17 protein-coding genes, 2 pseudogenes and 1 riboswitch are annotated in these 23,601 nt (G+C 64.8%); of the genes and pseudogenes, 14 read left to right on the top strand and 5 right to left on the bottom strand.

What is annotated here, in order from left to right; genetic code table 11:
- Window positions 1-31 precede the first annotated feature (31 nt).
- Window positions 32-1,414: a DcaP family trimeric outer membrane transporter gene (locus M0D43_RS12330; protein WP_260807239.1), complete on the bottom strand. Its 1,383-nt coding sequence runs from the start codon at window positions 1,412-1,414 to the stop codon at window positions 32-34.
- Window positions 1,415-1,712: 298 nt separating this feature from the next.
- On the opposite strand from M0D43_RS12330, the gene acs reads away from it, so the two are divergent.
- Complete coding sequence (acs, locus tag M0D43_RS12325) at window positions 1,713-3,656, top strand: acetate--CoA ligase (RefSeq protein WP_260807238.1); 1,944 nt, start codon at window positions 1,713-1,715, stop codon at window positions 3,654-3,656.
- A gap of 240 nt (window positions 3,657-3,896) precedes the next feature.
- Window positions 3,897-4,565 (top strand): response regulator transcription factor, encoded by a 669-nt coding sequence (locus tag M0D43_RS12320; RefSeq protein ID WP_010374372.1) that lies wholly within the window; start codon window positions 3,897-3,899, stop codon window positions 4,563-4,565.
- A gap of 144 nt (window positions 4,566-4,709) precedes the next feature.
- On the opposite strand, the gene M0D43_RS12315 is transcribed toward M0D43_RS12320, so the two are convergent.
- Window positions 4,710-5,618: a DUF4424 domain-containing protein gene (locus M0D43_RS12315; protein WP_252164846.1), complete on the bottom strand. Its 909-nt coding sequence runs from the start codon at window positions 5,616-5,618 to the stop codon at window positions 4,710-4,712.
- Between the two features lie 505 nt (window positions 5,619-6,123).
- Here M0D43_RS12315 and M0D43_RS12310 point away from each other — a divergent pair.
- The 8 genes from M0D43_RS12310 (at window position 6,124) to M0D43_RS12275 (ending at window position 12,884) form a co-directional block, all read left to right on the top strand.
- Window positions 6,124-6,687 carry a peroxiredoxin family protein gene (locus M0D43_RS12310; RefSeq protein ID WP_260808268.1) on the top strand — a complete coding sequence of 188 codons (564 nt, stop codon included), beginning with the start codon at window positions 6,124-6,126 and terminating at the stop codon, window positions 6,685-6,687.
- Between the two features lie 3 nt (window positions 6,688-6,690).
- Window positions 6,691-6,894 (top strand): hypothetical protein, encoded by a 204-nt coding sequence (locus M0D43_RS12305; protein WP_101364957.1) that lies wholly within the window; start codon window positions 6,691-6,693, stop codon window positions 6,892-6,894.
- Window positions 6,895-7,478: 584 nt separating this feature from the next.
- On the top strand, window positions 7,479-7,715 hold the full coding sequence (locus tag M0D43_RS22175) for a hypothetical protein (protein WP_425510675.1): 237 nt from the start codon (window positions 7,479-7,481) through the stop codon (window positions 7,713-7,715).
- Window positions 7,712-8,722, top strand: coding sequence for an aldo/keto reductase (locus M0D43_RS12295; protein WP_252164845.1), 1,011 nt, complete (start codon window positions 7,712-7,714; stop codon window positions 8,720-8,722). Before M0D43_RS22175 ends, M0D43_RS12295 begins: the two co-directional genes overlap by 4 nt.
- Window positions 8,719-9,591, top strand: a complete 873-nt coding sequence (locus tag M0D43_RS12290) for an amidohydrolase family protein (RefSeq protein WP_260807237.1) — start codon at window positions 8,719-8,721, stop codon at window positions 9,589-9,591. Before M0D43_RS12295 ends, M0D43_RS12290 begins: the two co-directional genes overlap by 4 nt.
- Window positions 9,588-10,358 (top strand): SDR family oxidoreductase, encoded by a 771-nt coding sequence (locus M0D43_RS12285; RefSeq protein WP_260807236.1) that lies wholly within the window; start codon window positions 9,588-9,590, stop codon window positions 10,356-10,358. Before M0D43_RS12290 ends, M0D43_RS12285 begins: the two co-directional genes overlap by 4 nt.
- 167 nt (window positions 10,359-10,525) lie before the next feature.
- Complete coding sequence (locus M0D43_RS12280) at window positions 10,526-11,383, top strand: fumarylacetoacetate hydrolase family protein (protein WP_252164842.1); 858 nt, start codon at window positions 10,526-10,528, stop codon at window positions 11,381-11,383.
- Between the two features lie 178 nt (window positions 11,384-11,561).
- Entirely contained in the window at window positions 11,562-12,884 is a 1,323-nt protein-coding gene (locus M0D43_RS12275) for an L-fuconate dehydratase (protein WP_260807235.1), read from the top strand.
- A gap of 270 nt (window positions 12,885-13,154) precedes the next feature.
- On the opposite strand, the gene M0D43_RS12270 is transcribed toward M0D43_RS12275, so the two are convergent.
- Together M0D43_RS12270 and fucP are read right to left on the bottom strand one after the other, a co-directional pair.
- Window positions 13,155-13,514: an L-fucose mutarotase gene (locus tag M0D43_RS12270; protein ID WP_260807234.1), complete on the bottom strand. Its 360-nt coding sequence runs from the start codon at window positions 13,512-13,514 to the stop codon at window positions 13,155-13,157.
- A 2-nt stretch (window positions 13,515-13,516) separates the two neighbouring features.
- The gene (gene fucP, locus M0D43_RS12265; RefSeq protein WP_252164839.1) at window positions 13,517-14,818 is read right to left on the bottom strand and encodes an L-fucose:H+ symporter permease; all 1,302 of its coding nucleotides are present in this window, start codon (window positions 14,816-14,818) and stop codon (window positions 13,517-13,519) included.
- Window positions 14,819-14,997: 179 nt separating this feature from the next.
- On the opposite strand from fucP, the gene M0D43_RS12260 reads away from it, so the two are divergent.
- From M0D43_RS12260 to M0D43_RS12245, 4 genes and pseudogenes are all read left to right on the top strand, one after another.
- A complete protein-coding gene (locus M0D43_RS12260) occupies window positions 14,998-15,747 on the top strand; it encodes an IclR family transcriptional regulator (RefSeq protein WP_252164838.1) in 750 nt (249 codons plus the stop codon).
- Window positions 15,748-15,872: 125 nt separating this feature from the next.
- Window positions 15,873-17,000 (top strand): annotated as a pseudogene (locus M0D43_RS12255) (helix-turn-helix domain-containing protein).
- 138 nt (window positions 17,001-17,138) lie between these two features.
- Window positions 17,139-18,623 (top strand): annotated as a pseudogene (locus tag M0D43_RS12250) (S41 family peptidase).
- Window positions 18,624-18,702: 79 nt separating this feature from the next.
- Window positions 18,703-18,863: riboswitch (yybP-ykoY riboswitch) on the top strand.
- A 12-nt stretch (window positions 18,864-18,875) separates the two neighbouring features.
- The gene (locus M0D43_RS12245; RefSeq protein WP_252164837.1) at window positions 18,876-19,460 is read left to right on the top strand and encodes a manganese efflux pump MntP; all 585 of its coding nucleotides are present in this window, start codon (window positions 18,876-18,878) and stop codon (window positions 19,458-19,460) included.
- A 70-nt stretch (window positions 19,461-19,530) separates the two neighbouring features.
- On the opposite strand, the gene M0D43_RS12240 is transcribed toward M0D43_RS12245, so the two are convergent.
- Complete coding sequence (locus M0D43_RS12240) at window positions 19,531-22,983, bottom strand: hybrid sensor histidine kinase/response regulator (RefSeq protein ID WP_252164836.1); 3,453 nt, start codon at window positions 22,981-22,983, stop codon at window positions 19,531-19,533.
- Window positions 22,984-23,601: the final 618 nt, after the last annotated feature.

Here is a 23,601-nt window from a genome sequence, read left to right as displayed (position 1 = left end):
CATACGTGGGGGGCCGCCGGCGGGATGAAGCTTAGAAGCTGTACTTGGTGGTGAACTGCAGGCGCGAGATGTCGCCGCTGTCGCCGTTTTCGGCTTCGCGACGGCCGTACATCAGCTCGGCACCCACATCGACTTTGGGCAGCGGCGAATAGAAGACGTTGGCGCGGATGCTCTGCTGCGATTTGCTCGCCAGCGCGCCGGTATTGGCGATGTCGTGGTCGTAGTTCACCCGCGAATACATGATGGTGCTGCGCAGCTTGGCGTTGTAGTCGTGACGCCAGGCCACCCAGCCGGCAATCGTGCTGACGGTCTGGATATTGCCGTCGATGTCGATCTCCACATCCGAGCCATTACCCAGACCCAGATAGCGCCCCAGGCCCTCGCCGTAGCTGAGCTGGTAACGCAGATCGTTATTGGCATTGATGATCCAGCGGCCACCGCCGGCGATGGCGCCGCCGAAGTCGGTGTCGTTGGTCAGCGCGCTGCGGGTGCGGTACTGGCGCGCAATGGCCGACAGACCGAACGTGCCCCAGGTGCCCTTCCAGTTGTAGCGCGCGGTCAGGTCCGGCATCGCACCATGGTCGGAGGCCAGGATGGTGTTGCCGCCCTGGTAGGGCGTGGTCAGCGTCTCGGGGTTTTCTGCCGACACGCTGAAGGCGCCGCGGGTGTAACGGATCTGGGTCTGGCGGCTGAACAACGCACCGTCGGTCGGCCCGACGATATCGGCCGCTTCCGGCAGGATGGTGGGATCGATGAAGTTGGACCAGGTCTGGCCGGCCAGCCAGTTGTTCCAGCTCACGTAAGCGTGGCGCAAGGTGCCGCCGTACAGATTGTTGACCTGGTTGGCCAGCGCGTTGCCGAAGAAATCCAGTTCGATGAAGCCGGTGATCTTGTCGCCGTTTTCGGTGACCGTGTCCACGCCCAGGTTGAAGCGCGAGAACTTGGCATGGAAGTCGGTGTCGGTGCTCGACGCCTGCCCGCCGATGGGTGTCTGCGTCGGGATGTACAGGTAACGCCCCACCGCGCCTTCGGCCAATGCGCCGTCGGAGGTGCGGGTGGTCATGAAGTCGGCCTTGATGAAACCGCCGTAACGGAACGTGGTCCCCGCCGCTGCGTTTGGCGTGATGCTGGTCAGCTGGATCGGCTTCTTGCCGGCAGGCACCACCGGTGCAGGCGGCGTCTGTGCCTGCAAGGTGCGCACTTTGCTGACTTGCGTCTGCGTCTGCGCGATCTGGCCCTGCTGTTGTTGCTGCGCGGAGACCAGCAGCTGGACCTGACGCTCAAGCTCGGCGATGCGCGCTTCCAATGCCTTTTCCTTGGCCGTCTGTGCGAACGCCACGCCCGGCAAAATGGTGGCGACGAACAACGCGGCCGCCAACGGATGGCGTACCAGCGGTGCAGTACGGTGTTTCATGGACCCCTCTCCCCAATGAAGGCCTCGCGCTTGATGGCGATGCTGTGCGGAGCGTGCGGCAGTCCGCGCTCCGGAGCCTATTCGCCTTTGGTCGTAGCTGCAGCGCAGCATTGCGCAAGATGACCGATGGGCGCACTGCAGCCGGCAATGGGTGTGCGCTGGTGCACTTCCCGAGGGGTTACGACCATGGTCTAAGGCGCCGTTGGCCGCCGGGACAGAATGGATGCGGCACACTGATCGTCTACCGAGGGCAGCCGTAACGCCCTCTTCCGACAAGTTCATCGCAAGTGAGGGTGCCATGGCTGATGTTTATCCCGTCGATCCCGCGTTCGCCGCCGATGCGCGCGTGACGCGCGAGCAGTACGCCGCGCTGTACCGCGAATCGATCGAACACCCCGAGCAGTTCTGGGGCAAGGCCGCGCAGCGGTTGGAATGGTTCAAGCAACCCACCCAGGTCAAGGACGTCAGCTACGCGCTGGAGGACTTTCATATCCGCTGGTTCGGCGATGGCGAGCTCAACGCGAGCGTCAACTGCCTGGACCGCCAGCTGGCCACGCGCGGCGACAAGACCGCGCTGCTGTTCGAACCCGACAGCCCGGATGCGCAGTCCTACCCTGTCACCTATCGCGAGCTGTACGAGCGCGTCTGCAAGCTGGGCAATGCGCTGCGCAACCTGGGCGTCAAGAAGGGCGACCGGGTCACCATCTATCTGCCGATGATCGTCGATGCCGCCGTGGCCATGCTCGCCTGCGCGCGCATCGGTGCGGTGCATTCGGTGGTATTCGGCGGCTTTGCTGCCAACTCGATCGCCGACCGCGTCATCGATTGCCAGAGCAAGCTCATCATCACCGCCGACGAAGGCCTGCGTGGTGGCAAGAAGATCCCGCTCAAGGCCAATGTGGATGCAGCGCTGAAGATTCCCGGCACCAACACGGTCGAAACCGTGCTGGTGGTGCGCCACACCGGCGGTGCGGTGGAGATGCAGGCACCGCGCGACCGTTGGTTCCATGACGTGGTCGACGGCCAGCCGGCCGAGTGCGACCCCGAGCGCATGAACGCCGAAGACCCGCTCTTCATCCTCTACACCTCCGGCTCCACCGGCAAACCCAAGGGCGTGTTGCACACCACCGCCGGCTACCTGCTGTTTGCCAGCTACACGCATGAAGTGGTGTTCGACCTGCGCGAAGACGACATCTACTGGTGCACCGCCGACGTGGGCTGGGTGACCGGCCACAGCTACATCGTCTACGGCCCGCTCGCCAATGGCGCCACCGCGGTGATGTTCGAAGGCGTGCCCAACTACCCGAACGTGTCGCGCTTCTGGGAAGTGATCGACAAGCACCAGGTCACCTTGTTCTACACCGCGCCCACCGCCATCCGCGCGCTGATGCGCGATGGCGAAGCGCCGGTCAAGAAAACCTCGCGCAAGAGCCTGCGCCTGCTCGGCAGCGTCGGCGAGCCGATCAATCCGGAAGCCTGGCGCTGGTACTACGAGGTAGTCGGCGACAGCCGCTGCCCGATCGTGGACACCTGGTGGCAGACCGAAACCGGCGGCATCCTGATCTCGCCGCTGGCCGGCGCAGTCGATCTCAAGCCGGGCTCGGCCACCCTGCCGTTCTTCGGCGTGCAGCCGGCGCTGGTCGATGCCGAAGGCAAGATCCTGGAAGGCGCCACCGAGGGCAATCTGGTGTTGCTGGATTCGTGGCCGGGCCAGATGCGTAGCGTCTACGGCGACCACCAGCGTTTCGTCGACACCTATTTCCGCACCTATCCGGGCAGCTACTTCACCGGCGACGGTTGCCGCCGCGATGCCGACGGCTACTACTGGATCACCGGCCGCGTGGACGACGTGATCAACGTCTCCGGCCACCGCATCGGCACCGCCGAAGTGGAAAGCGCGCTGGTCTCGCACCCCAAGGTCGCCGAAGCGGCCGTGGTCGGCTTCCCGCACGACGTCAAGGGCCAGGGCATCTATGCCTACGTGACCCTGATCGCCGGCGAGACCCCCAGCGAAGACCTGCACAAGGAACTGGTGAGCTGGGTACGCAAGCAGATCGGCCCGATCGCCTCGCCCGATCACCTGCAGTGGGCTCCCGGCCTGCCGAAGACGCGCTCGGGCAAGATCATGCGCCGCATCCTGCGCAAGATCGCCGAGAACGCCCCGGACCAGTTGGGCGACACCTCGACCCTGGCGGATCCATCGGTGGTGGATTCGCTGGTCAATGAGCGGCTAACGCGATAACGCGCGTTGGGAATGGGGAATCGGGATTGGGGAATCGTTAGACCGGTTCCCCTAGGAGTGGGAAATACATAGGCGGATTGGGGATTCGTAAAAGCCGGTTCCCGACCCCTACATTTATTCACCGTTGCCAATTCTCTTCTTCAACGTCACCGCATCGACGCTGTTGTTGTTGTTGTTGCTTGCCACGCCGCTCTTCGCTATTGCCTTTGCGATTCCCCATTCCCCATTCCCGGCCCCTCAATGACGACCCTGCTGATCGCCGATGACCATCCCCTGTTTCGCGAGGCCTTGCGCGGGGCGGTGCAGCGGGTCATGCCGGGGGTGCAGTTGTTCGAGGCCGACACGGTGGATGCGTTGTACACCCTTGCCGATGCGCAGCCGGATGCCGATCTATTGCTGATGGATCTCAACATGCCGGGCGCGCAGGGTTTCAGTGCGTTGGTGCATATGCGCTCGCTGCATCCGCAATTGCCGGTGGTGGTGGTGTCCGCACGCGAAGAACCCACCGTAATGCGGCGGGCGATCGACCACGGCGCGTTCGGCTTCATTCCCAAGTCTGCCGATTCGGACACCATCGGGCGTGCATTGGCCACCGTGCTCGATGGCGAGCGCTGGATCCCGGCCGAAGCGCAAAACCTGCCGCCCACCGATAGCGAAGAACGCGAAGTTGGCCAGCGTCTGCGCGATCTCACTCCGCAACAATTCCGCGTGCTGCAAATGCTGGGCGCCGGGCGCCTCAACAAGCAGATCGCCTACGACCTGGGCGTGTCCGAAGCCACCATCAAGGCGCATGTCACCGCCATCCTGCGCAAGCTCGGCGTCACCAATCGTACCCAGGCAGTGCTGATGGCCGGCAAGCTCGCCATCGATGCCGACGGCATCGTGCTGCCGCCGCCGGAAGACGACTGACGTAGACCCGCGCCCCTTGCCGGCGACGTAGTCCAGCGGACAGCATTCGTTTGCTGCGCGCTGCAGACAACTGCCGCGATGGGCCTAATCGGTAACGCCGCCTCGCACACTCGTTGGCGCGTACGCTGAGGTTTCCGGTTCGATTTACTCTGCCGCACGCACGAACAACACGTTCAAATCGCGCATCGGCACGAAGTTGGCCTGCTTGAACTGGAAGGTCAGCGGGTCGATCTTTTTCAGTTCGCCGTCGAAGCACACACTCAGGATGTCGCTGGGCGCCTGCTTGCGGATGGTCAGCTGGAAGTCCTTGATCGGGCCGTTCCAGTTCTTGCCGGTGGTGAGCACATAACGCAGGTTGGCCCAGCCCAGACCGTACTGGCCTTCGCGACGCTGCATGCTGGCTTTGGTGGCCGGCTCGATGCAGGTGTCTTCTGCATACGTCTCCAGCAAATACCTGCTGGGCTGCGGGACGCCGGTGGACACGCTGGGTGTGTAGGTGTGGCGGATCTGCACGCTTCCTTTAGCGGGAAATTTCTGCTGCCAGACGAAGTACTCGTTGAGCGTGAAGCGCGGTTGCCCATCGCCATCGACCCAGCGCGCGGGCAGCCGCTTGCGTCCCTTCGGCGGCGTGGACGATTCGGTGAAGGCGGCGACGTCGTCCGGGGTCCAGCCGGTGGCGGCGAACGTCTTGGAGATGTCGCTGCCATCATCCAGCAGCACCACCAGCTTGCGCGTGGTGGCGACCGGTTTGCCGTCGGCCCAGAGTTTGAAATCGGTCAGTGCACTGTGGTCTGCCATACCGAAATACATCGGCGGCATGGGAAAGGCCACCGGCACGCTCAGGTCGCGCTCGCTGTGATTGGTGAACACATAATCCACCTGCACGCGCGCTTCGCTGAGCAGCAGCGCTTCGCGGTCCATGCTGATGTCGGCCTGATGCAGCAGACGGATGGTGCCGTTGTCGTCGCCGAAACTGCTGTCATTGGCCTGTGCCGCGCTGCAGGCAAGCAGTGCCAGCACGCACAGCCGAGCGGAGAACGCCATCGCGCGCATCACATGATCCTGGGAAGGCCGGCACGCACCCACGCGCCGTGGCGCACAGCATGCCACGAGCGGGCACGGCTGGACGCTGGACAGCAGCTAGCGCTGCGTGGGCAGCGCGTGTGGCGATGCCGCTTTCGCGTCTGGTGGTTTCTGTGTTTCTGGCGTGCTTGCGTGATCGCGCCCGCGTGCAGCTACCGCAGATCGGCCTGCATACGAGGTTGGTTTGACGGTGCGCTTGCGTTCGACACGTCAAGCAATCCGTATGTGCACATGTACGCCGACGCCGATGCCGCATTGCACGCTCAGCGGTTGACCGGATTGCGCAAACACCCATCCCGCCACCATGCATCAGTGACAGGCCCAAGCGGGCGGGCGTGATCGCATCCACAGCCGCATCCCGTGCGACATCGCAGTTGTCGATATCACCATTGACCATGTGCTGATGCCTGGGCAAGGCTCGGGCACCCAGAACGCTGTTGGAGCTTGAATGGCGCGACGTTTCCCCTGGCTCTGGATGGGCCTGCTGGTGGCATGTGCATTGATTGCTGTGCTGGCGTGGCAGAACCGGCAGTTGCGTGTGCAGCAGCAATGGCTGCAGACGCGCATCAGCACACCCTACGAAGGCATGTACGTGCCGCGTATCGAAGTGACCGATGGCGCTGGTCAGCGCCATTTGCTCGGCGCTCCGCATGGGCCAGCGCAGGTGCTGTTCTTTTTCACCACCACCTGCCCCTATTGCCAGCGCTCGGCACCGACCGTGCTGCGCGCGGCGCAACAGTTGCAGGCCAACCTGCCGGGCAGGCCGCAGCTGTTGGGCGTGTGCCATTGCGATGCTGCCCAGGCCGCGCGCTATGCACATGTGCACGGTTTCGATTTTCCGGTGGTCACGTTGACCGATCGTCGCGCGTTGATGCTGTTTCGCGCGCGCAACGTGCCGCTGCTGATGGCCATTGATGCGGAGGGGCGCGTGCGCCATTCCCATCTTGGCGTTTTCGATACCACGGAGCGGGTGCAGGAACTCGTCGCCGCCTTGCGCCACACGGACGCGCCAGCGGCTTTTGCAACGGTGAAGGAGTAATGCATGAAGAAGCGTTGGGTCACCTTACGCAGTGCGTTGATGGCAGCGACCTTTCTGGCAAGCACCGGGTTCGGTGCCTTCCAGGTGATGGCGGTCGATAACGCACAGCCGAAAGTCGAATCGTGTAGTGCATGGGCCTGCAAAGCCGAGTGTCCGGAATTCGGCGGCGACCTGGGCCAGGGCAACGTCTGCTACTGCTGCGGTTAACTGCGATCGATAGCGCGACTGCGTCGCTGCCAGACAGGAACGCCCAGTCCGCGGAATCGGCATGTCGCACGACGCACACATCCGGTTCTTCGCACCGACCGTCTCCCGCTGACACTAAGCGATGGAGTGATGGTGGCTGTAACGCCTGACGGCGAGGTCCCCCCGGACCTCGCCGTTTGACGCTCTCGCCGCGTGGCGCGAGCCGTCCGCATGCAGGCGCGTGGCAGCGCAAGTCACGCACTATCACCTTGCCTTGTTGCGCGACCTGCACGCCGACCTGCCGGCTCAAACAGCCACCGAACACGGTGTGACGCAATCCGGATACCTCGATGCGGGGTGGGCTGGCGCATCCACTGCCGACCTTTATCGAAAGAACATTCGATTCCAGCACTTGGTGGTGGTTGGTCAGGCGCACGCGGATGGGCCGGTGCGTTGTGGCCACGCGCGTCCATGCTGTCTTCACCCTCCAAGCGACCGAGGTCGGTGGAGCCGATGATCTGCACAGCGAGCTGCGCGCTCCACAGCCTACGGATCGCGTCGAACAGGATCACGACGATGACCCGACCCTTCTCGTCCGCGTTGGCCTGACTCATGTCGGCTGCGGAATTCGACATCGCGATGCGTGTCCGCACAGACGCCGGCAAGCCGATATCGCCATAATGCTGCACTGCAGCGTGATCTGTTCATTGATGATTGCCATATTCATATGCGAACAGCCGGGCACCTGCTCGCTGGTGGACGTTGTAATGCTCAGTCCCTGCTTTCCAGATTCCCAATGCGCTTGCTGCGCATCCAACCTGCTCGCGGAGCGGCGTACGTGAGCGGCATGGCACGGCAGCGTCTCGGCAGCACCGACGTGCAGCTGTCGGCACTGGGCTTCGGCGCGGCGCCGATCGGAAATCTGTACACGGAAGTGGATGAGGCAGACGCACTGGCCGCGGTCGCAGGCGCGTTCGAGGCCGGCATCCGTCACTTCGATAGCGCGCCCTACTACGGCTATGGGCTGAGCGAAGCACGCCTGGGCCGTGGCCTGGCCGGGGTAGCGCGCAAGGCCTACACGCTGTCGACCAAGGTCGGCCGCTGCGTCTACGACGACGCCCAGGCCGCCGCCGGCCGCGACGGCTTTGCAGTGGCCGGTCGCCGCGCCGAGTTCGATTACAGCGCCGACGGCGTGCGGCGCGCGTTCGCCTCCAGCCTGGAGCGCCTGGGCACCGACTACATCGACGTGTTGCTGCTGCACGACATCGGTGCGCTGACCCATGGCGATAACCACGTCAACGTGCTGCGCCAGGCCTTGGAGGAGGCCTTGCCGGCGATGGCGGAGCTGAAGGCGGCCGGCGCGTGCGGGGCGATCGGGCTGGGCGTCAACGAGCAGGACGTGGCACTGGAGGTGTTGCCGCGTTTTCCGCTCGACTGCGTGATGCTGGCCGGCCGCTACACCCTGCTGGAACAGCACGGCGCACACGCATTGCTGGAGCAGGCGCAGCAACGCAACGTGGCGATCCTGTCGGCCGGACCGTACAGCTCCGGCCTGCTCAGTGACGCGCGCGGCCCTGGCGCCACCTATAACTACGCCCCGGTCGATACCGCCACGCTGCAGCATGCGCAGCGGCTGTACGCGGCCTGCGCGGCGTTCGGGGTGGATATCGGTGCGGCCGCCCTGCAGTTCCCGCTGGCGCATCCGGCGGTGACCACGGTAGTGGCTGGCATGCGTACCGTGGCCGAAGTGCGATCGGCGGCCACGCGGCTTGCGGCCGCCATTGCGCCCGAGCTGTGGCAACGCCTGCGCGATGATGGTCTGCTCGCGACGGACTTGCCCACGCCATGAGCCGGGTCGACGCGCATCTGCACTTCTGGCACCTGGCCCGTGGCGATTACCACTGGCTGACGCCCGAGCTGACGCCGCTGTACCGCGACTTCGGCCCGGATGACGTCGGCATGGCGCTGGACGCCGCCGCTGTCGATCAGGTCGTCGTCGTGCAGGCTGCCGCCACCGAAGCCGAGACCTGTTACCTGTTCGAGCTAGCCCGCGAGGATGCGCGCATTGCCGGCGTGGTCGGTTGGGTGGACTTTGCTGCACCCGATGCCGCCGCACGCATCGGCGCGCTGGTGCGTGCCGGCGGCGGCGTGCTCAAGGGCCTGCGCCCGATGGTGCAGGACATCGCCGACGTGCACTGGCTAGCCGATCCCGCCCTGGATGCCGCCTTCGATGCACTGCTGGCGCACGATCTGGCCTTTGACGCCTTGATCCGCGCCACGCACGTACCAGCACTGCAGGCGCGCCTGAAGCGCCACCCGGGGGTGCGCGTGGTGGTGGATCACGGCGGCAAGCCGCAGATTGCCGCTGGCGAATTCGTCGCCTGGGCCGCCGGCATGGCGGTTCTGGCGCAACATCCCAACGTGCACTGCAAACTCTCCGGCCTGCTGACCGAAGCCGCGCGCGGCGCTGGCGTGGACGCGCTGGAGCCGTATGTCGCGCATCTGTTCGCCCGCTTCGGCCCGCAACGGCTGCTGTGGGGCAGCGATTGGCCAGTGCTGACCTTACGCGCCGATTATGCGCACTGGTTCGCGCTCGCACAGCAACTCGTCACCCGGCACGCCGCCGAACACGCGGCAGCCATCTTCGGCGACAACGCACGCTCGTTCTATCGTCTGCCACGGCCGGCGGCCCCCACCCACGGAACCTCATCGGTATGACTGTCTCGATTCCCACTACTCCCACTTCCCGTCTGCAGGGCAAGCGCTGCCTGATCACCGCCGCCGGCGCCGGCATCGGCCGCGAAAGCGCGCTGGCCTGCGCACATGCCGGCGCACAGGTGATCGCCACCGACATCGACTCTGCCGCCTTGCAAGCGCTGGCCGCCGAATCGGACGCCATCACCACCCAACTGCTCGACGTCACCGACGCTGCCGCAATTACCGCATTGATCCAGGCACACGGCCCGTTCGACGTGTTGTTCAACTGCGCCGGCTTCGTGCATCAGGGCAGCATTCTCGATTGCGACGAACCGGCCTGGCGCCGCTCGTTCTCGATCAATGTCGATGCGATGTACTACACCTGCAAGGCGGTGTTACCGGGCATGCTCGACCGCGGCCGCGGCAGCATCATCAACATGTCGTCGGTTGCCTCCAGCATCAAGGGCGTGCCGAATCGCTTCGTGTACGGCGTGACCAAGGCCGCAGTGATCGGCCTGAGCAAGGCGATCGCCGCCGACTACGTGGCGCAGGGCGTGCGTTGCAACGCAATCTGCCCGGGCACCATCAAGACGCCGTCGCTGGGCGAGCGCGTCAAAGCCTTGGGCGGCGACGAACAAGCGGTGTGGAAGAGCTTCACCGACCGCCAGCCGATGGGCCGCCTGGGCGACCCGCGCGAGATTGCGCAGCTGGTGGTGTACCTGGCATCGGACGAATCGTCGTTCACCACCGGCCAGACTCACATCATCGATGGCGGCTGGTCCAACTGATTACGGCAACGACGCACGCTGCCGTCCGCCACACCCGCGGCCGCAGCGCTTGGGTGATGCGATCTGTCGCGCTTTCGCTTCGATGTGAGCACACCGTCCTGATCTACCCGATGCACGCGCGCTAGGTTTGCTAGCCGCTCCATTTCTCATCTGCAAAGGAAGACCGCATGAAACTCGTACGCATTGGCGCCGAAGGCCACGAACGCCCTGGCCTGATCGACAGCGAAGGCCGCATCCGCGACCTCAGCGGTGTGATCGACGATGTGGCCGGCGCGCACATCACCACCGCCGGCCTGGAAAAACTGCGCGCACTGGATGTGGCCACGCTGCCGCTGATCGAAGGCCAGGTGCGTTACGGCGCAGCGGTGGGCCGCATCGGCAAATTCATCTGCGTGGGGTTGAACTACGCCGACCACGCCGCCGAATCGGGCATGGAAGTGCCCAAGATGCCGATTCTTTTCATGAAGGCCACCACGGCGGTGTGTGGTCCCAATGACACGGTGATCATCCCGCGCGGTTCGGTGAAGAGCGACTGGGAAGTGGAGCTGGGTGTGGTGATCGGCGATGTGGCGCGCGATGTGTCGGTAGAGCAAGCGCTGAACCATGTGGCTGGCTACGCGGTGATCAACGATCTGTCCGAGCGCGAATTCCAGCTCGAACACGGCGGCCAGTGGGTCAAGGGCAAGAGCGCCGACACCTTCGGTCCGATCGGCCCATGGCTGGTGACGCGCGACGAGATCGCCGACCCGCAGAACCTGGCGATGTGGTTGGAGGTCAACGGCCACCGCTACCAAAACGGCAGCACCCGCACGATGGTGTTCGGCGTGGCGGAGCTGGTCAGCCACATCAGCCGTTACATGACGCTGATGCCGGGCGATGTGATCAGCACCGGCACTCCGCCGGGCGTGGGCCTGGGCCAAAAGCCGCCGGTGTATCTGAAGCCGGGTGACGTGATGGAACTGGAGATCGAAGGTCTCGGCCGTCAGCGCCAGCCGGTGGTGGCGCATCCGCGCGATATCGGTTGAACCTCCTTTCGTAAGAGTGGGATTGATAGAGCACGGCGCATCAGCAGCGGCTCGATTCTTTCTTGCTTGAAACGAGCCTGCGTCGCGCGACCACAGGCAGTGCGCGCCGTCGCCGAGCCCCTCCCTGGTTGGGAGGGGGTGTGCATCCCAACTTGTTGTTCCACTCGTCCAGGACTTTATGAGCACCATCGTCGCCCTCGATACCCACGACGTCCGCTTCCCCACCTCGCGCGAGCTGGATGGGTCCGATGCGATGAATCCCGATCCCGATTACTCGGCGGCCTACGTCGTACTGCGGACCGATGCTGCCGACGACCTGGCCGGTTATGGCCTGGTGTTCACCATCGGCCGCGGCAACGATGTGCAGACCGCCGCGGTGGCGGCCCTTGCCGATCACGTGGTCGGCCTGCGTGTGGAAGACGTCATTGCCGATCTTGGCGCGTTCGCGCGCCGGCTCACCAACGATTCGCAGCTGCGCTGGCTCGGCCCGGAAAAGGGCGTGATGCACATGGCCATCGGCGCAGTGATCAATGCCGCCTGGGACCTGGCAGCACGCGCCGCGAAGAAGCCGCTGTGGCGCTTCATTGCCGAACTCACGCCCGAGCAGTTGGTCGACACCATCGACTTCCGTTATCTCACCGACGCACTCACACGCGACGAAGCACTGGCCATCCTGCGCGATGCGCAACCGCAGCGCGCGCAACGCATCGCGCAGCTGATCGAACAGGGCTACCCGGCCTACACCACTTCGCCCGGCTGGCTCGGTTACTCGGACGAGAAGCTGGTACGGCTGGCCAAGGAAGCGGTCGCCGACGGCTTCCGCACCATCAAGCTCAAGGTCGGCGCCAATGTGCAGGACGACATCCGTCGCTGCCGGCTGGCGCGCCAGGCCATCGGCCCGGATATCGCCATGGCAGTCGATGCCAATCAGCGCTGGGACGTTGGCCCGGCGATCGACTGGATGCGCCAGCTGGCCGAATTCAATATCGCCTGGATCGAAGAACCCACCAGCCCGGACGACGTGCTCGGCCACGCCGCCATTCGCCAGGGCATCACGCCGGTGCCGGTCTCCACGGGCGAGCACACGCAAAACCGCGTGGTGTTCAAGCAACTGCTGCAGGCCGGCGCGGTGGACCTGATCCAGATCGACGCTGCACGCGTGGGCGGGGTCAACGAAAATCTCGCCATCCTGTTGCTGGCCGCAAAGTTCGACATCCGCGTGTTTCCGCACGCCGGTGGCGTCGGCTTGTGCGAGTTGGTACAACATCTGGCCATGGCCGACTTCGTTGCCATCACCGGCAAGATGGAAGACCGTGCGATCGAATTCGTCGACCACCTGCATCAACACTTCCTGGACCCGGTCCGCATCCAGCACGGCCGCTATCTGGCACCGGAGGTGCCCGGTTTCTCGGCAGAAATGCACGCGTCTTCGATTGCCGAATTCAGCTACCCGGATGGACGTTTCTGGGTGGAAGACCTGGCAGCCAATCGACAGGGCTGACCAGCGCCCTCATCTGCCCTTCGGGCACCTTCTCCCGCTGGCGGGAAAAGGAAAGCGGGAGCGGAGCAACGACGAAGCAGGAATCACTGCGAGCGGTGTGGAAAGAGCAGTCATGACTGCAAGGCCAAGAACGATGACGTCGTCATGATTGCGGGGTGAGAACGGTAACGTCGTCATGCCCGCGAACGGAAAATGCACGCTGCAGCCCCTTCTCTCCCCCTTCTCCCGCCTACGGGAGAAGGGGCCCGCAGGGCGGATGAGGGATGCGACTCAGCCTTGCGCTGCCACCGCCTCACTCAACGCAAATATCCGCCCGGCCTCGCGCCACTTTTCTCCTGGCGCACTGCCCGGCAGCGGCTTTTGAAACCGCCACATCAACGCTTCCCACGCCTGGATGCGCGGGTCGGCTGCATCGCGCGCCGCTTTCGCGGCTGGGTCGTAGCTCTCGCTCACGTCCATCAGCATCACCAGCCGATCACCGCTGCGAAAGATCTCCAGTTCCAGGATGCCGGCTTGCCGCAAGGAGGCCACCACTTCCGGCCATACCTCATTGGGCTGATGCCAACGCTCGTATTCGGCGATCAGCGCCGCATCGTCGTGTAGATCCAGCACATAACAAAGACGCGGCATGCTCAGGCTCCTGCAATCACGGGCACTGCGCGGCGTGCGCGCAAGGCGAACAGCAGGATCACGGCAAAGCACGCACCCGGCACCACCATCGCCCAATGGATGCCAGCCATGTCCGACACAGCGCCCATCACCGCGGTGAGCAGCGCGCCGCCGATAATGGACATCACCAGCAAGGAGGAGCCCAGCTTGCGCGCGTCGTCGTGCATGCCATCCAGGCCCAGCGCAAAGATGGTCGGGAACATCACCGACATGAACACGCTGGCTGCCACCAGTGCATACAATCCGGTCCACCCAGGCAGCGCGATCGCCACCGCACACAAGATCAGGTTGATCACTGCAAAACTTGCCAGCAGCTTCGCAGGCGCCAGATAGCGCAACAGCGCCGTGCCGATGAAGCGGCCAGCCATGAACAGCACCAGCGAAATGGTCAAGTAAGTGGCCGCGGTCTTTTCCGGCGTGCCGGGCACTGCATCCTGCAGATAGCGGATCAGATAGCTCCAGATCCCGACCTGCGCACCCACGTAAAAGAACTGCGCTACCACCGAAAACACGAACAACCGGTTACGCAGCAACTCGCTGAAACGTGCGCGCCTGGGCGCGGCACCAGCGTCGGCATCCGGCGCGCCGGTGGGAAAGCGCACCAGCGCAATCAGGATCGCCCACAGCACCACCACTGCACCGATGATCAGATACGGCATCTGCACGGCCGACGATTCGGTGGCGAAGAACGCCTCACGCGCGGCCGGCGCCATTGCCGCGAGTTCGGCCGGGGTGTGCTCCACGCCGGAAAAGATGAAGTGCTGGCCGACCAACACGCCGGTGATGGAGCCCAGCGGATTGAACGCCTGCGCCAGGTTCAAGCGCCGCGCTGCGCCATCGGCAGGACCGAGCACAGTGACCAGCGGGTTAGCCGTGGTTTCCAGGAACGCCAGGCCGCTGGCGATGACAAACAACGCCAGCAGAAACAGCCAGTAGGTGTGCACCTGCGCGGCCGGATAGAACAGGAACGCACCGCAGGCGTACAGCAGCAGGCCCAGCACCACCGCCGCCTTGTAGCTGTAGCGGCGCATGAACATCGCCGCCGGCATCGCGAACACGAAATAGCCCATGTAGAACGCGCTCTGCACCAGCCCGGCCTGCAGGTCGGTCAGTTCGAAGGCCTTCTTGAACTGCTTGATCAGGATGTCGTTGAGGTTGTTGGCCATGCCCCACAAAAAGAACAGGCTGACGATCAACAACAGGGGAATCATGGCGGTACGCGCCAGGTTGCCGCGCGGTGACGCGGCAATGTCACTGTGATGCATGCGACCGTTCCCCTCCCAAGGCTGTGGCGCTTGCGTTGCAATCAAGCGAGCGTACTGCGCTGGCCATCGCCATGCAAATATAAAATCTTTGTTTATATTTGCACTGACACACACCACCTGACCCCGTCCCGCGTTGCCTGTACCCTGGCGCGCCGCACCTTGCCTGGACCTGCAAACGGATGAGCACCGAACCCGCCAAGTACCGCGCGCCCGCCCTGGACAAGGGCCTGGACATCCTGGAATTGCTCGCCCGCCAGGCACAGCCGATGAGCATGGGGGCGATCTCGCAGGGTATCGGGCGCTCGCGCGGGGAAATCTTCCGCATGCTCCAGGTGCTGGAAGAGCGCGGCTATCTCACGCGCGATGGCGAAGGCGACTACGTGCTGACCAACCGCCTGTTCATGCTCGGCATGCAGCAGCCGCATGTGCAGAGCATCAGCGAGGCCGCACTGCCGGTGATGCGTCGCTTGTCCGATGCGATCTACCAGCCGTGCCACCTGGTGGCGCCATCCGGTGACCAGATCGTGGTGATCGCGCAAATGGACGTGCCCAGCGACCTGGGCCTGGTGGTACGCCCGGGGCATCGTCGCCCGTTGACGCATTCCAGCTCCGGGCTGGTGCTGTTCGCTTTCCAGCCGCCGGAGGTGCAGGCACGCTGGTTGGACATGCTCGATGCCAGCGACGTGCCGTTCGAGCGCGCGCAGTTCCTGGCCGCCGCCGCGCAGGCGCGCCGCGATGGCTATGCGATGCAGCCCAGCGAGGCGGTGGTGGGCGTGGTCGATCTGACTGCACCGATCCTGCAGCGCGGCAGCGCCACCTACACGCTCACGGTGCCCTTCATCGAACGACGCCCTGCGCTGGTGAGCCCGCAAGCGGCGTTGCAGGCCCTGTGCGCGGCGACCGCCGAGATCTCCAGCGCGCTGCACTAGCCGCACACAGGCCGAATGCCGCGCGAGAGCGGCCGGAACCGTGGCCAGAACAGCGGCGCCGTCGATCGCCCCTATACTCGGCGCGATCGACCAGACGGGATCGCATGTCCAGCATCAAGTTCGGGATGTGGAGCACCATCCTGCTGCTCGGCAGCGCGCATGGCGTGCTCGGTGCGGGCCTGTTGCTGCCGGCGCCGGTCAATCGCATCGCCAACCGTTGCCTGGCGGCGTTGTTGCTGGTGGTGGTGGCACTGATCACGCCCTACACGCTCGGCTATGCCGGCGCCTACGACGCCTACCCTGACCTGACCTACGCGCCGCTGTTCTGGGAGCTGGCGATCGGGCCGCTGATGTGACTCTACGTCCGCCAACTGGCGCGCCAGCAGCTCCCACCGCGTTGGGCGCTGCATCTGCTGCCGGGGCTGCTGCAAGGCGCTTACTACACGTGGCTGTTCACCTGGTCGCTGCAACGCAAATGGGACTGGAACGCCGCTGTCCAGGTGCCCTGGATCGCCCCACTGCAAGATGCATTGGTACTGGCCTCGCTGACGCTGTATCTGCTGCTGGCCTGGCGCGACTACCTGGCTTATCAACGCTGGCTGGAGCACTACAGCAGCGCGCGCGAGGAACTGCGGTTGCCATGGCTGCGCGGCTTTCTGCTGGCCGCCTCGTTGCTGGTGGCATTGCGGTTGGGCTTCACCGCCAGCGACCGCTTTTGGCATCGGCTGTCGTACTTCGACGAGTTCCCACAGTATCTGGCCACCGCCGCCCTGGTCTACTACCTGGGGCTGGAAGGTTGGCGACATGCCCGGGCGCAGTATCCGCAGCGCGATGCGGCGCTGGTGCTGAACCCGTCAACGCCTGCAAGCGATCCCGCAGCGCCTGTCGCCCCGCAGCCTGCGGCGGTGGAGAAGGACTGGCAGGCACTGGGCCAACGCGTGGCCACCCAGGTCAACGCGCACGGCTGGTGGCGCGAACCGGACCTCACCCTGCCCGAGCTGGCGCGCCGCATGGGGACCAACAGCAATTATTTGTCGCGCGCGCTCAATGAAGGCCTGGGGCAGACCTTCAGCGCCTTCATCAACGCGCGACGCACCGCCGAAGCGCAGCGCTTATTGGCGGGTGATGAGGACATTCTCTCCATCGCGCTGGCGGTCGGCTTCGGTTCCAAGGCCAGCTTCAACCGGGTGTTTCGTGCCCACGTTGGGTGTACGCCCAGCGATTACCGGCACGCGCAAAGTTCCACATTCTGAAAATCGCGTGGCGATTGGGCATTTGAGACGCCAGCCGCGGTGCAGCTGAGGATGCTGGCGACTCTCGCGCAAGAAGTTGCCATGTCCCCTCGCATCCGCCCTCTCCCATCGCTGTGGTGGTTGCTACTGCTGCGGCCCATGTGCGTGGCGTGGGAAGCCTCATCGGCGCCACCGTTGACCAGCGACAGCCCACTCGCAGGCCCGGCGTTGTTGGCCGATGTCGATGTGCTGCAACACGCCTATGAGGCACTGCATCCGGGTCTGTACCGCTATGCGACCGAGCAGCAGGTCGCGCAACGGTTCGACGCGTTGCGCACCGAACTGGGACACGGCGCCACGCTCGGCCAGGCCTATCTGGCCATCTCGCGCCTGACCGCCAGCGTGCGTTGCGGCCATAGCTTCCCGAACTTCGTCAATCAACCTTAGCCGATCCAGCATGCGCTGTTCCCCGGCGAGCGGCTGCTTCCGTTTCACTTCCGTTAGCTGCCTGGCCGCATGGTTGTCAGCCGCAATGGCTCGGACCAGCCGGACCTGCGACCTGGGACCGAAGTGCTGTCGATCGATGGCGTTGCCACCGCGCAGATTCTGGCAGCCTTGATGACGGTGGCGCGCGCCGACGGTGGCAACGACGCCAAGCGCATTGCTCAGATGGAAGTGCAGGGATTTGCGCGCATCGAGGCATTCGATGCGTATCTGCCGCTGTTGTTTCCGCAGATTTCCGCCGAACCGGTGCTGCAGGTCCGCACGCCGGGAGCAACCGCGCAACGCGCGCTATGGGTACATGGCATCGACGCGGCGCAGCGCAACGCGATGGCGCCCCAGCGTGCACGCGACAGCGCAGCGCCGGCATGGACGCTGACGATGGACTCGGCAGATCTGGCGATCCTGCGCATGCCGGACTGGGCGCTCTACGACAGCCCCTGGGATTGGCAGGCCTTTTGGGCCCACAGCTTCGCACGCCTTGCCGAGCGTCAGGTGCCTGCGCTGGTGATCGATCTGCGTGGCAACGAGGGCGGGCTGGATGTGGGCAGCGTGCTGCTTGGCTATCTAGGCGCAAGTGAGGTCGCTGTATCGCCAATGCGTCAATTGGTGCGCTATCGGCGCCTGCCCGATGCGTTGGCGCCGTATGTGACCACCTGGGACCGCTCCTTCCGCGACTGGGGCGCGCGTGCTGTCGCCTATGACACGCGTTTCTACACGCTCGATTCGCCGCACATTGCAGCGCAGCGCTACCTGCCATGACGCGCGCCACACTTCAACGGCCGGGTCTTCGTGTTGACCAGCGCCGAGAACAGCTCGGGCACCTTCGAATTTGCACAGCAACTGCAGCGCAACGGCCTGGCCACGCTGGTCGGCCAGCCCACCGGTGGCAACCTGCGCGGCATCAACGGCAGTGCGTTTTTCTTTTTGCATCTTCCCAACTCGCAGATCGAAGTGGATCTACCGCTGGTCGCACAGCTTCCAACCAGCGCACAGCCGGACCGCGGCGTATTACCCGACGTGCCGGTAGACATCACCGCGCAGGCTCTGCAACACGGCCGCGATGTGGAAATGGACGCGCTGCGCACCTTGCTGCGCAGCGATGCAACGCCGCAGAAGGCCCACCACGACGCGCCCGCATAGCCAAGGCTATAAAGATCAGACCGACCTTCGCGTGCAGTGCAAACGCACAGAACGCAGCAATGCGTTGGTACACTGCGCGCCCCTTGGGGAGTAGCCTGCTTTCGTCATCGAAAGCGCCTGCATCAACATACTCGGCCAGTGCGCCGTGGTGCAGGCAACCAGTTTCGGTTTGGCGAGACCAGCGGCATGCGCGCACGACGACGGTTGGCGCGGGCGCATGCCGTTGTGACCGTGCCCAACCCGAGAGTGTCGATGTCTCCTTTTTCCATTGTGTTGATCGGTTTTGCGATGTCCACCGACGCATTTGCCGCGGCGATCGGCAAGGGCGCGGCGATGCGCAAACCGCAGTGGCGCGATGCGCTGCGCGCCGGTGTGATTTTCGGCTGTATCGAAGCAATCACTCCGGTGATCGGCTGGCTGCTGGGCCGTGCCGCGTCCAGTTATGTGTCTGCCTACGATCACTGGATCGCCTTCGTACTGCTGGGTGCATTGGGCACGCACATGATGATCGCCGGCCTGCGCCATGGGCCGGACGATGCCGACGATGCCGACGCCGAGACGCCGAAACGGCATGGATTGCTGGGCTTGGCCACCACCGGTTTTGCCACCAGCATCGATGCGATGGCGGTCGGCGTCAGCCTGGCGTTTCTCGATGTGCACATCGGCGTGGTCGCAGTGGTGGTGGGCCTGTGCACCTTCAGCATGGTCACTGGGGGAGTGATGCTGGGCCGCGCGCTCGGTCATCTGATCGGCAAGCGCGCCGAAATTCTGGGTGGATTGATTCTGGTGATCGTCGGCAGCGTGATTCTTTACGAACACCTGGGCGGCGCAGCATAAGCATCGTTCATCGTAGCAGCGCGATGACGCGTTATCGGTCGCGCGCCAGCGCGCTGCTACGCCGCCGCCATCAGCGTTTTTTCGCATCGTGATGCGCACTCAAAAACGCACGTAGCGATGCCGGCTTCACCGGTTTGGTCAGCAAGCGATAACCGCGTTCGCGCGCAAGCTGTTTGAGTTCGTCGCGACCGTCGGCGGTGAGCAAGGCGCCGGCGATCGGTGCGGGTGCGGCCGCTTGCACGGCATCGAGCGTATCCAAACCATCCATGCGGTCATGCAGGTGGTAATCCACCAGCATCAGGTCCGGCTGTTCGCGCGCACGTTCCAGGGCCTGATCCACCGTGCTGGCGGTGATCACCTCCACCTGCCAGCGGCCGAGCAGCGCGCGCATGCCGTCGAGAATCTCGCGGTCGTTGTCCACGCACAGCACGCGCAAGCCGGCCAGCGAATCGCCACTGGGCGATGCCCGCGTGGCCGGCGCAGGCACCAGTGGCGCAACCGGCACCGGCGCCACGCGCGGCAACAGGATCGAGAACATGCTGCCGCGGCCGACCTGGCTGCGTGCGCTCAAGTCGTGATCGAGCAGGCGCGAGATGCGTTGGCAAATCGACAAGCCCAATCCCAGACCCTGTTCTCCCCAGTCGAAGGGCTGCTGATAACGGCGGAATTCTTCAAAGATCTGCCGCATGTGATGCTCGGGAATGCCAGGGCCGGTGTCCCACACCTGTAGCTCCACCTGCTGCCCGCGCCCGCGCATGCCCAGCACGATGCGGCCCTGGCGCGTGTAGCGCAGCGCGTTGGCCAGGAAGTTCTGCATCACCCGGCGCAGCAGACGGCGGTCGCTGCGCACCCAGATCGGGCGGCTATGCACCTGCAGACGAAGACCGCGGCTGGCGGCCACTGGCGCATACTGCGCGGCCAATTCGTGCATCAACGCGCTGGCGTCAAAATCTTCGACCGTGGGCCGTAATCCGCCGGCATCCAGACGCGAGACATCGAGCAGGCCGTCGAGCAGTTCTTCGGCCGCACGCAGCGAGGCATCCACGCGTTCGGCCAGATGGCGCTGTTCTTCGTTGTTTTGATGACTCTCGCGCAGGGCCGAGGCGAACAGGCGTGCGGCATTGAGCGGCTGCAACACGTCGTGGCTGATCGCCGCCAAAAAGCGTGTCTTGGATTGCTGCGCCAGTTCGGCCTCGCGCGAGCGATCGGCCACGCGTTGTTCGAGGTTTTCGTTGGCGTCCAGCAATGCGCGCTCGGCGCGCTTGTAGTCGGTGATGTCGTTATAGCTGGTGACGTAGCCACCGCCCGGCAGCGCCTGGCCACGCATTTCGATCACCTTGCCGTCGCTGCGGGTGCGTTCGAACACGTGCGGCGAGCCGGCGCGCATATGCCGGATACGCCGATCGATCTGGTCTTCGATATCGCCCTCGCCCAACTCGCCACGCTCGGCGTTGTAGCGGATCAGATCGGCCACCGGGCGGCCCACATACAGCATGCCATCGGGATACCCGAACAGCTGCTGATAACGGCGATTCCAGGCAGTCAACCGCATGTCCGGGTCGACCACGCTGACCGCGGCGCTGATGTTTTCCAGCGTGGTGGACAGGATCTCGCGATTGAAGCGCAACTCCTGGCCAGCCTCGTCCAGCACCGCCACCACTTCGCCCAGCTCCATCCCCGAACCACGCAACAGGCTGGTCAGCACCAGCCGTGCAGAGGCCGCGCCAATGGACGCGGCGAGCAGGCGTTCGGTGAACTGTACCCAGGCACGGTCGGCGACCACAGTGGGCTGCAACTCGCGCTCCAGCAATTGCGCCTGCTCCACGAACGCGCGTCGCGCATGCCGTTCACCCACCACGCGCTCGGCTAGCGCTTGCAGATCGCCGACCCGCACATGCCCCGGCCATTCACCGGCCACCGCAGGGCGCTGCGCGTACGGATCCAGAAACGGCGCTGCACGTAGCCGCTCGTCCACGCCGGGACGCCAGCGTGCGGAGACCAGCATCATCGCGCCCACGTTGATCAACAACGACCAGAACGTACCGTGCGCGAGCGGGTCCCAGCCGCGCATGCCGAACAGCTGCTGCGGTTGCAGCCAGGCGATGCCGAATGGCCCATCCGCCAGCCATTCCGGCTGCAGCCAACCGGCGCGCGTGGCGGCCGGCAACAGCAGCGTGTAGATCCAGGTCATGAAGCCGAGCACCATGCCGGTCTCCACGCCCTTGCGGCTGGCCCCACGCCAGTACAGCCCACCAATCACGCCCGGCGCGAACTGCGCCACCGCGGCAAATGCCATCAATCCGTATGCCGCCAAGGTGGTGTCGTTGGCCACGCTGCGGTGATAGCCGTAGGCAATCAGCGCCAGCAGCAAAATGGCGACGCGACGAATCCACAACACACGCGAAGCCACCGCCGCGCGCGCGTCGGCGCTGCCACGGCGACGCAGCAGCACCGGCATGACCAGGTCGTTGCTGACCATGGTGGCCAACGCGATGCTGGCCACGATCACCATGCCGGTGGCCGCCGAGAACCCGCCCACGTAGGCCACCAGCGCCAGCACGGTATTGCCCTGGCTGAGCGGCAGGGCGAGCACCATCGCATCGTCCACCACCGCACTGCCCTTGCCGAACAGCGCGATGCCGGCCGAGGCGATCGGCACCACCATCGCCGAGATGATCACCAGATAGGCGCCGAACAACCAGCGTGCGCGGCGGATGTCGCCCACGTCGCTGCATTCGACCACCGCGACATGAAACTGGCGCGGTAGGCAGATCACCGCCAGAAAACTCAGCAGCGTCTGCGAGATGAAGCCCACCGAGGGCGTGTGCTCGAACAGCGTGCGCGCCGAATCGGCGATATGCAGCTGGTGGTCGCTCAACCACAGCCATGCGAACAATCCCACCGCCACGATGGCGACCAGCTTGATCACCGACTCCAGCGCGATCGCCAACATCATGCCGCGGTGGTGCTCGGTGGCATCGACCTGACGTGTGCCAAAGAGCGTGGCGAACAGTGCCATCAGCAACGCCACATATAACGCGGGGTCGGCGAAGAGGCCGCGCCCGGCGCTGCTATGTCCGGTCAACACCTCCAGGCTCATCGCCACCGCCTTGTACTGCAGCGCCAGGTACGGAACGATGCCGACCAGCGCGATCACCGCCACCAACGCGGCCAGCCGGCGCGAACGGCCGTAACGCGAGGAAATGAAATCGGCAATGGAGACGGTATTTTCGGCGCGGGCGATCAGCGCCAGGCGCTCGATGATGCGCCAGCCGAACAACAGCAACAGCAGTGGGCCCAGATAGATCGGCAGGTAGCCGATGCCGTTGCGCACCGCCGAACCCACTGCACCGTAGAAGGTCCACGAGGAGCAGTACACGGCCAACGCCAGGCTGTAGACCGCCGGCCGCAGCCATGGCCGCTCCGGGTACAGCGGACGGCGGTCGCCCCACCAGGCCACCCCGAACAGCAGGGCTGCGTAGCCAACGGAAACCAGCAGCAGGATCCAGCTCGAGACCACCATGTCCTCCTACACGGCGCAGCGCCAGGCGTGGAGTTTACGCAGTCGCGCACGTTGACGTTGCGTGGGCGGCATCAGACCCCGGGCAGGCGTCAGGCGATGGGGTGCGGCGGCAGCGGTGTCTCGGCCTGTCGGCCCGCTCACGGCGTTGCACGGATGCGCTGCGGTCGTTGGCTGGACATCGGTCATCGCAGACGGGCAATAAACACCCGCGTGTTGCGGGCTGCGGGCGGTTTGTGGACCGAAAGCCGTCATCGATGCGGTGACCCGCAGCCCGTTCACACCCGCCCAAACTGCCAACACGCGCAGCGCCGCGTGCAGCCATCGATCCTGCACGGCCATGGCCGCAGGACACGGCAACTGCCTGGCAATGTATGCCGCGCAACTAGCGCAGCCGCGTTTGCTAGACCGCTTGATGTTAGCGCTATCACGACATACTGTTCGTCCAGCCTGAGTCGGACGATGTGCCGAAAACGTTTCATTGCTCGATGCCGGTTCGTCATGCCATGGATTGATTGCCACGCAACGCCGTCGTCCGCGCGATCCGCGTGATGCCGGTGACCGCTGCATTCCAAGCATGACAATCACCAGCCCGCAGTGCGGTTTCATCGCAACGCGGTG

The sequence above is a fragment of the Xanthomonas prunicola genome (assembly GCF_025266575.1).
In the GTDB taxonomy this organism is placed as follows: Bacteria; Pseudomonadota; Gammaproteobacteria; order Xanthomonadales; family Xanthomonadaceae; genus Xanthomonas; species Xanthomonas prunicola.
The sequence above is the reverse complement of the archived record's forward strand: the minus strand, read 5'-3'. Positions and strand labels throughout refer to the sequence as shown.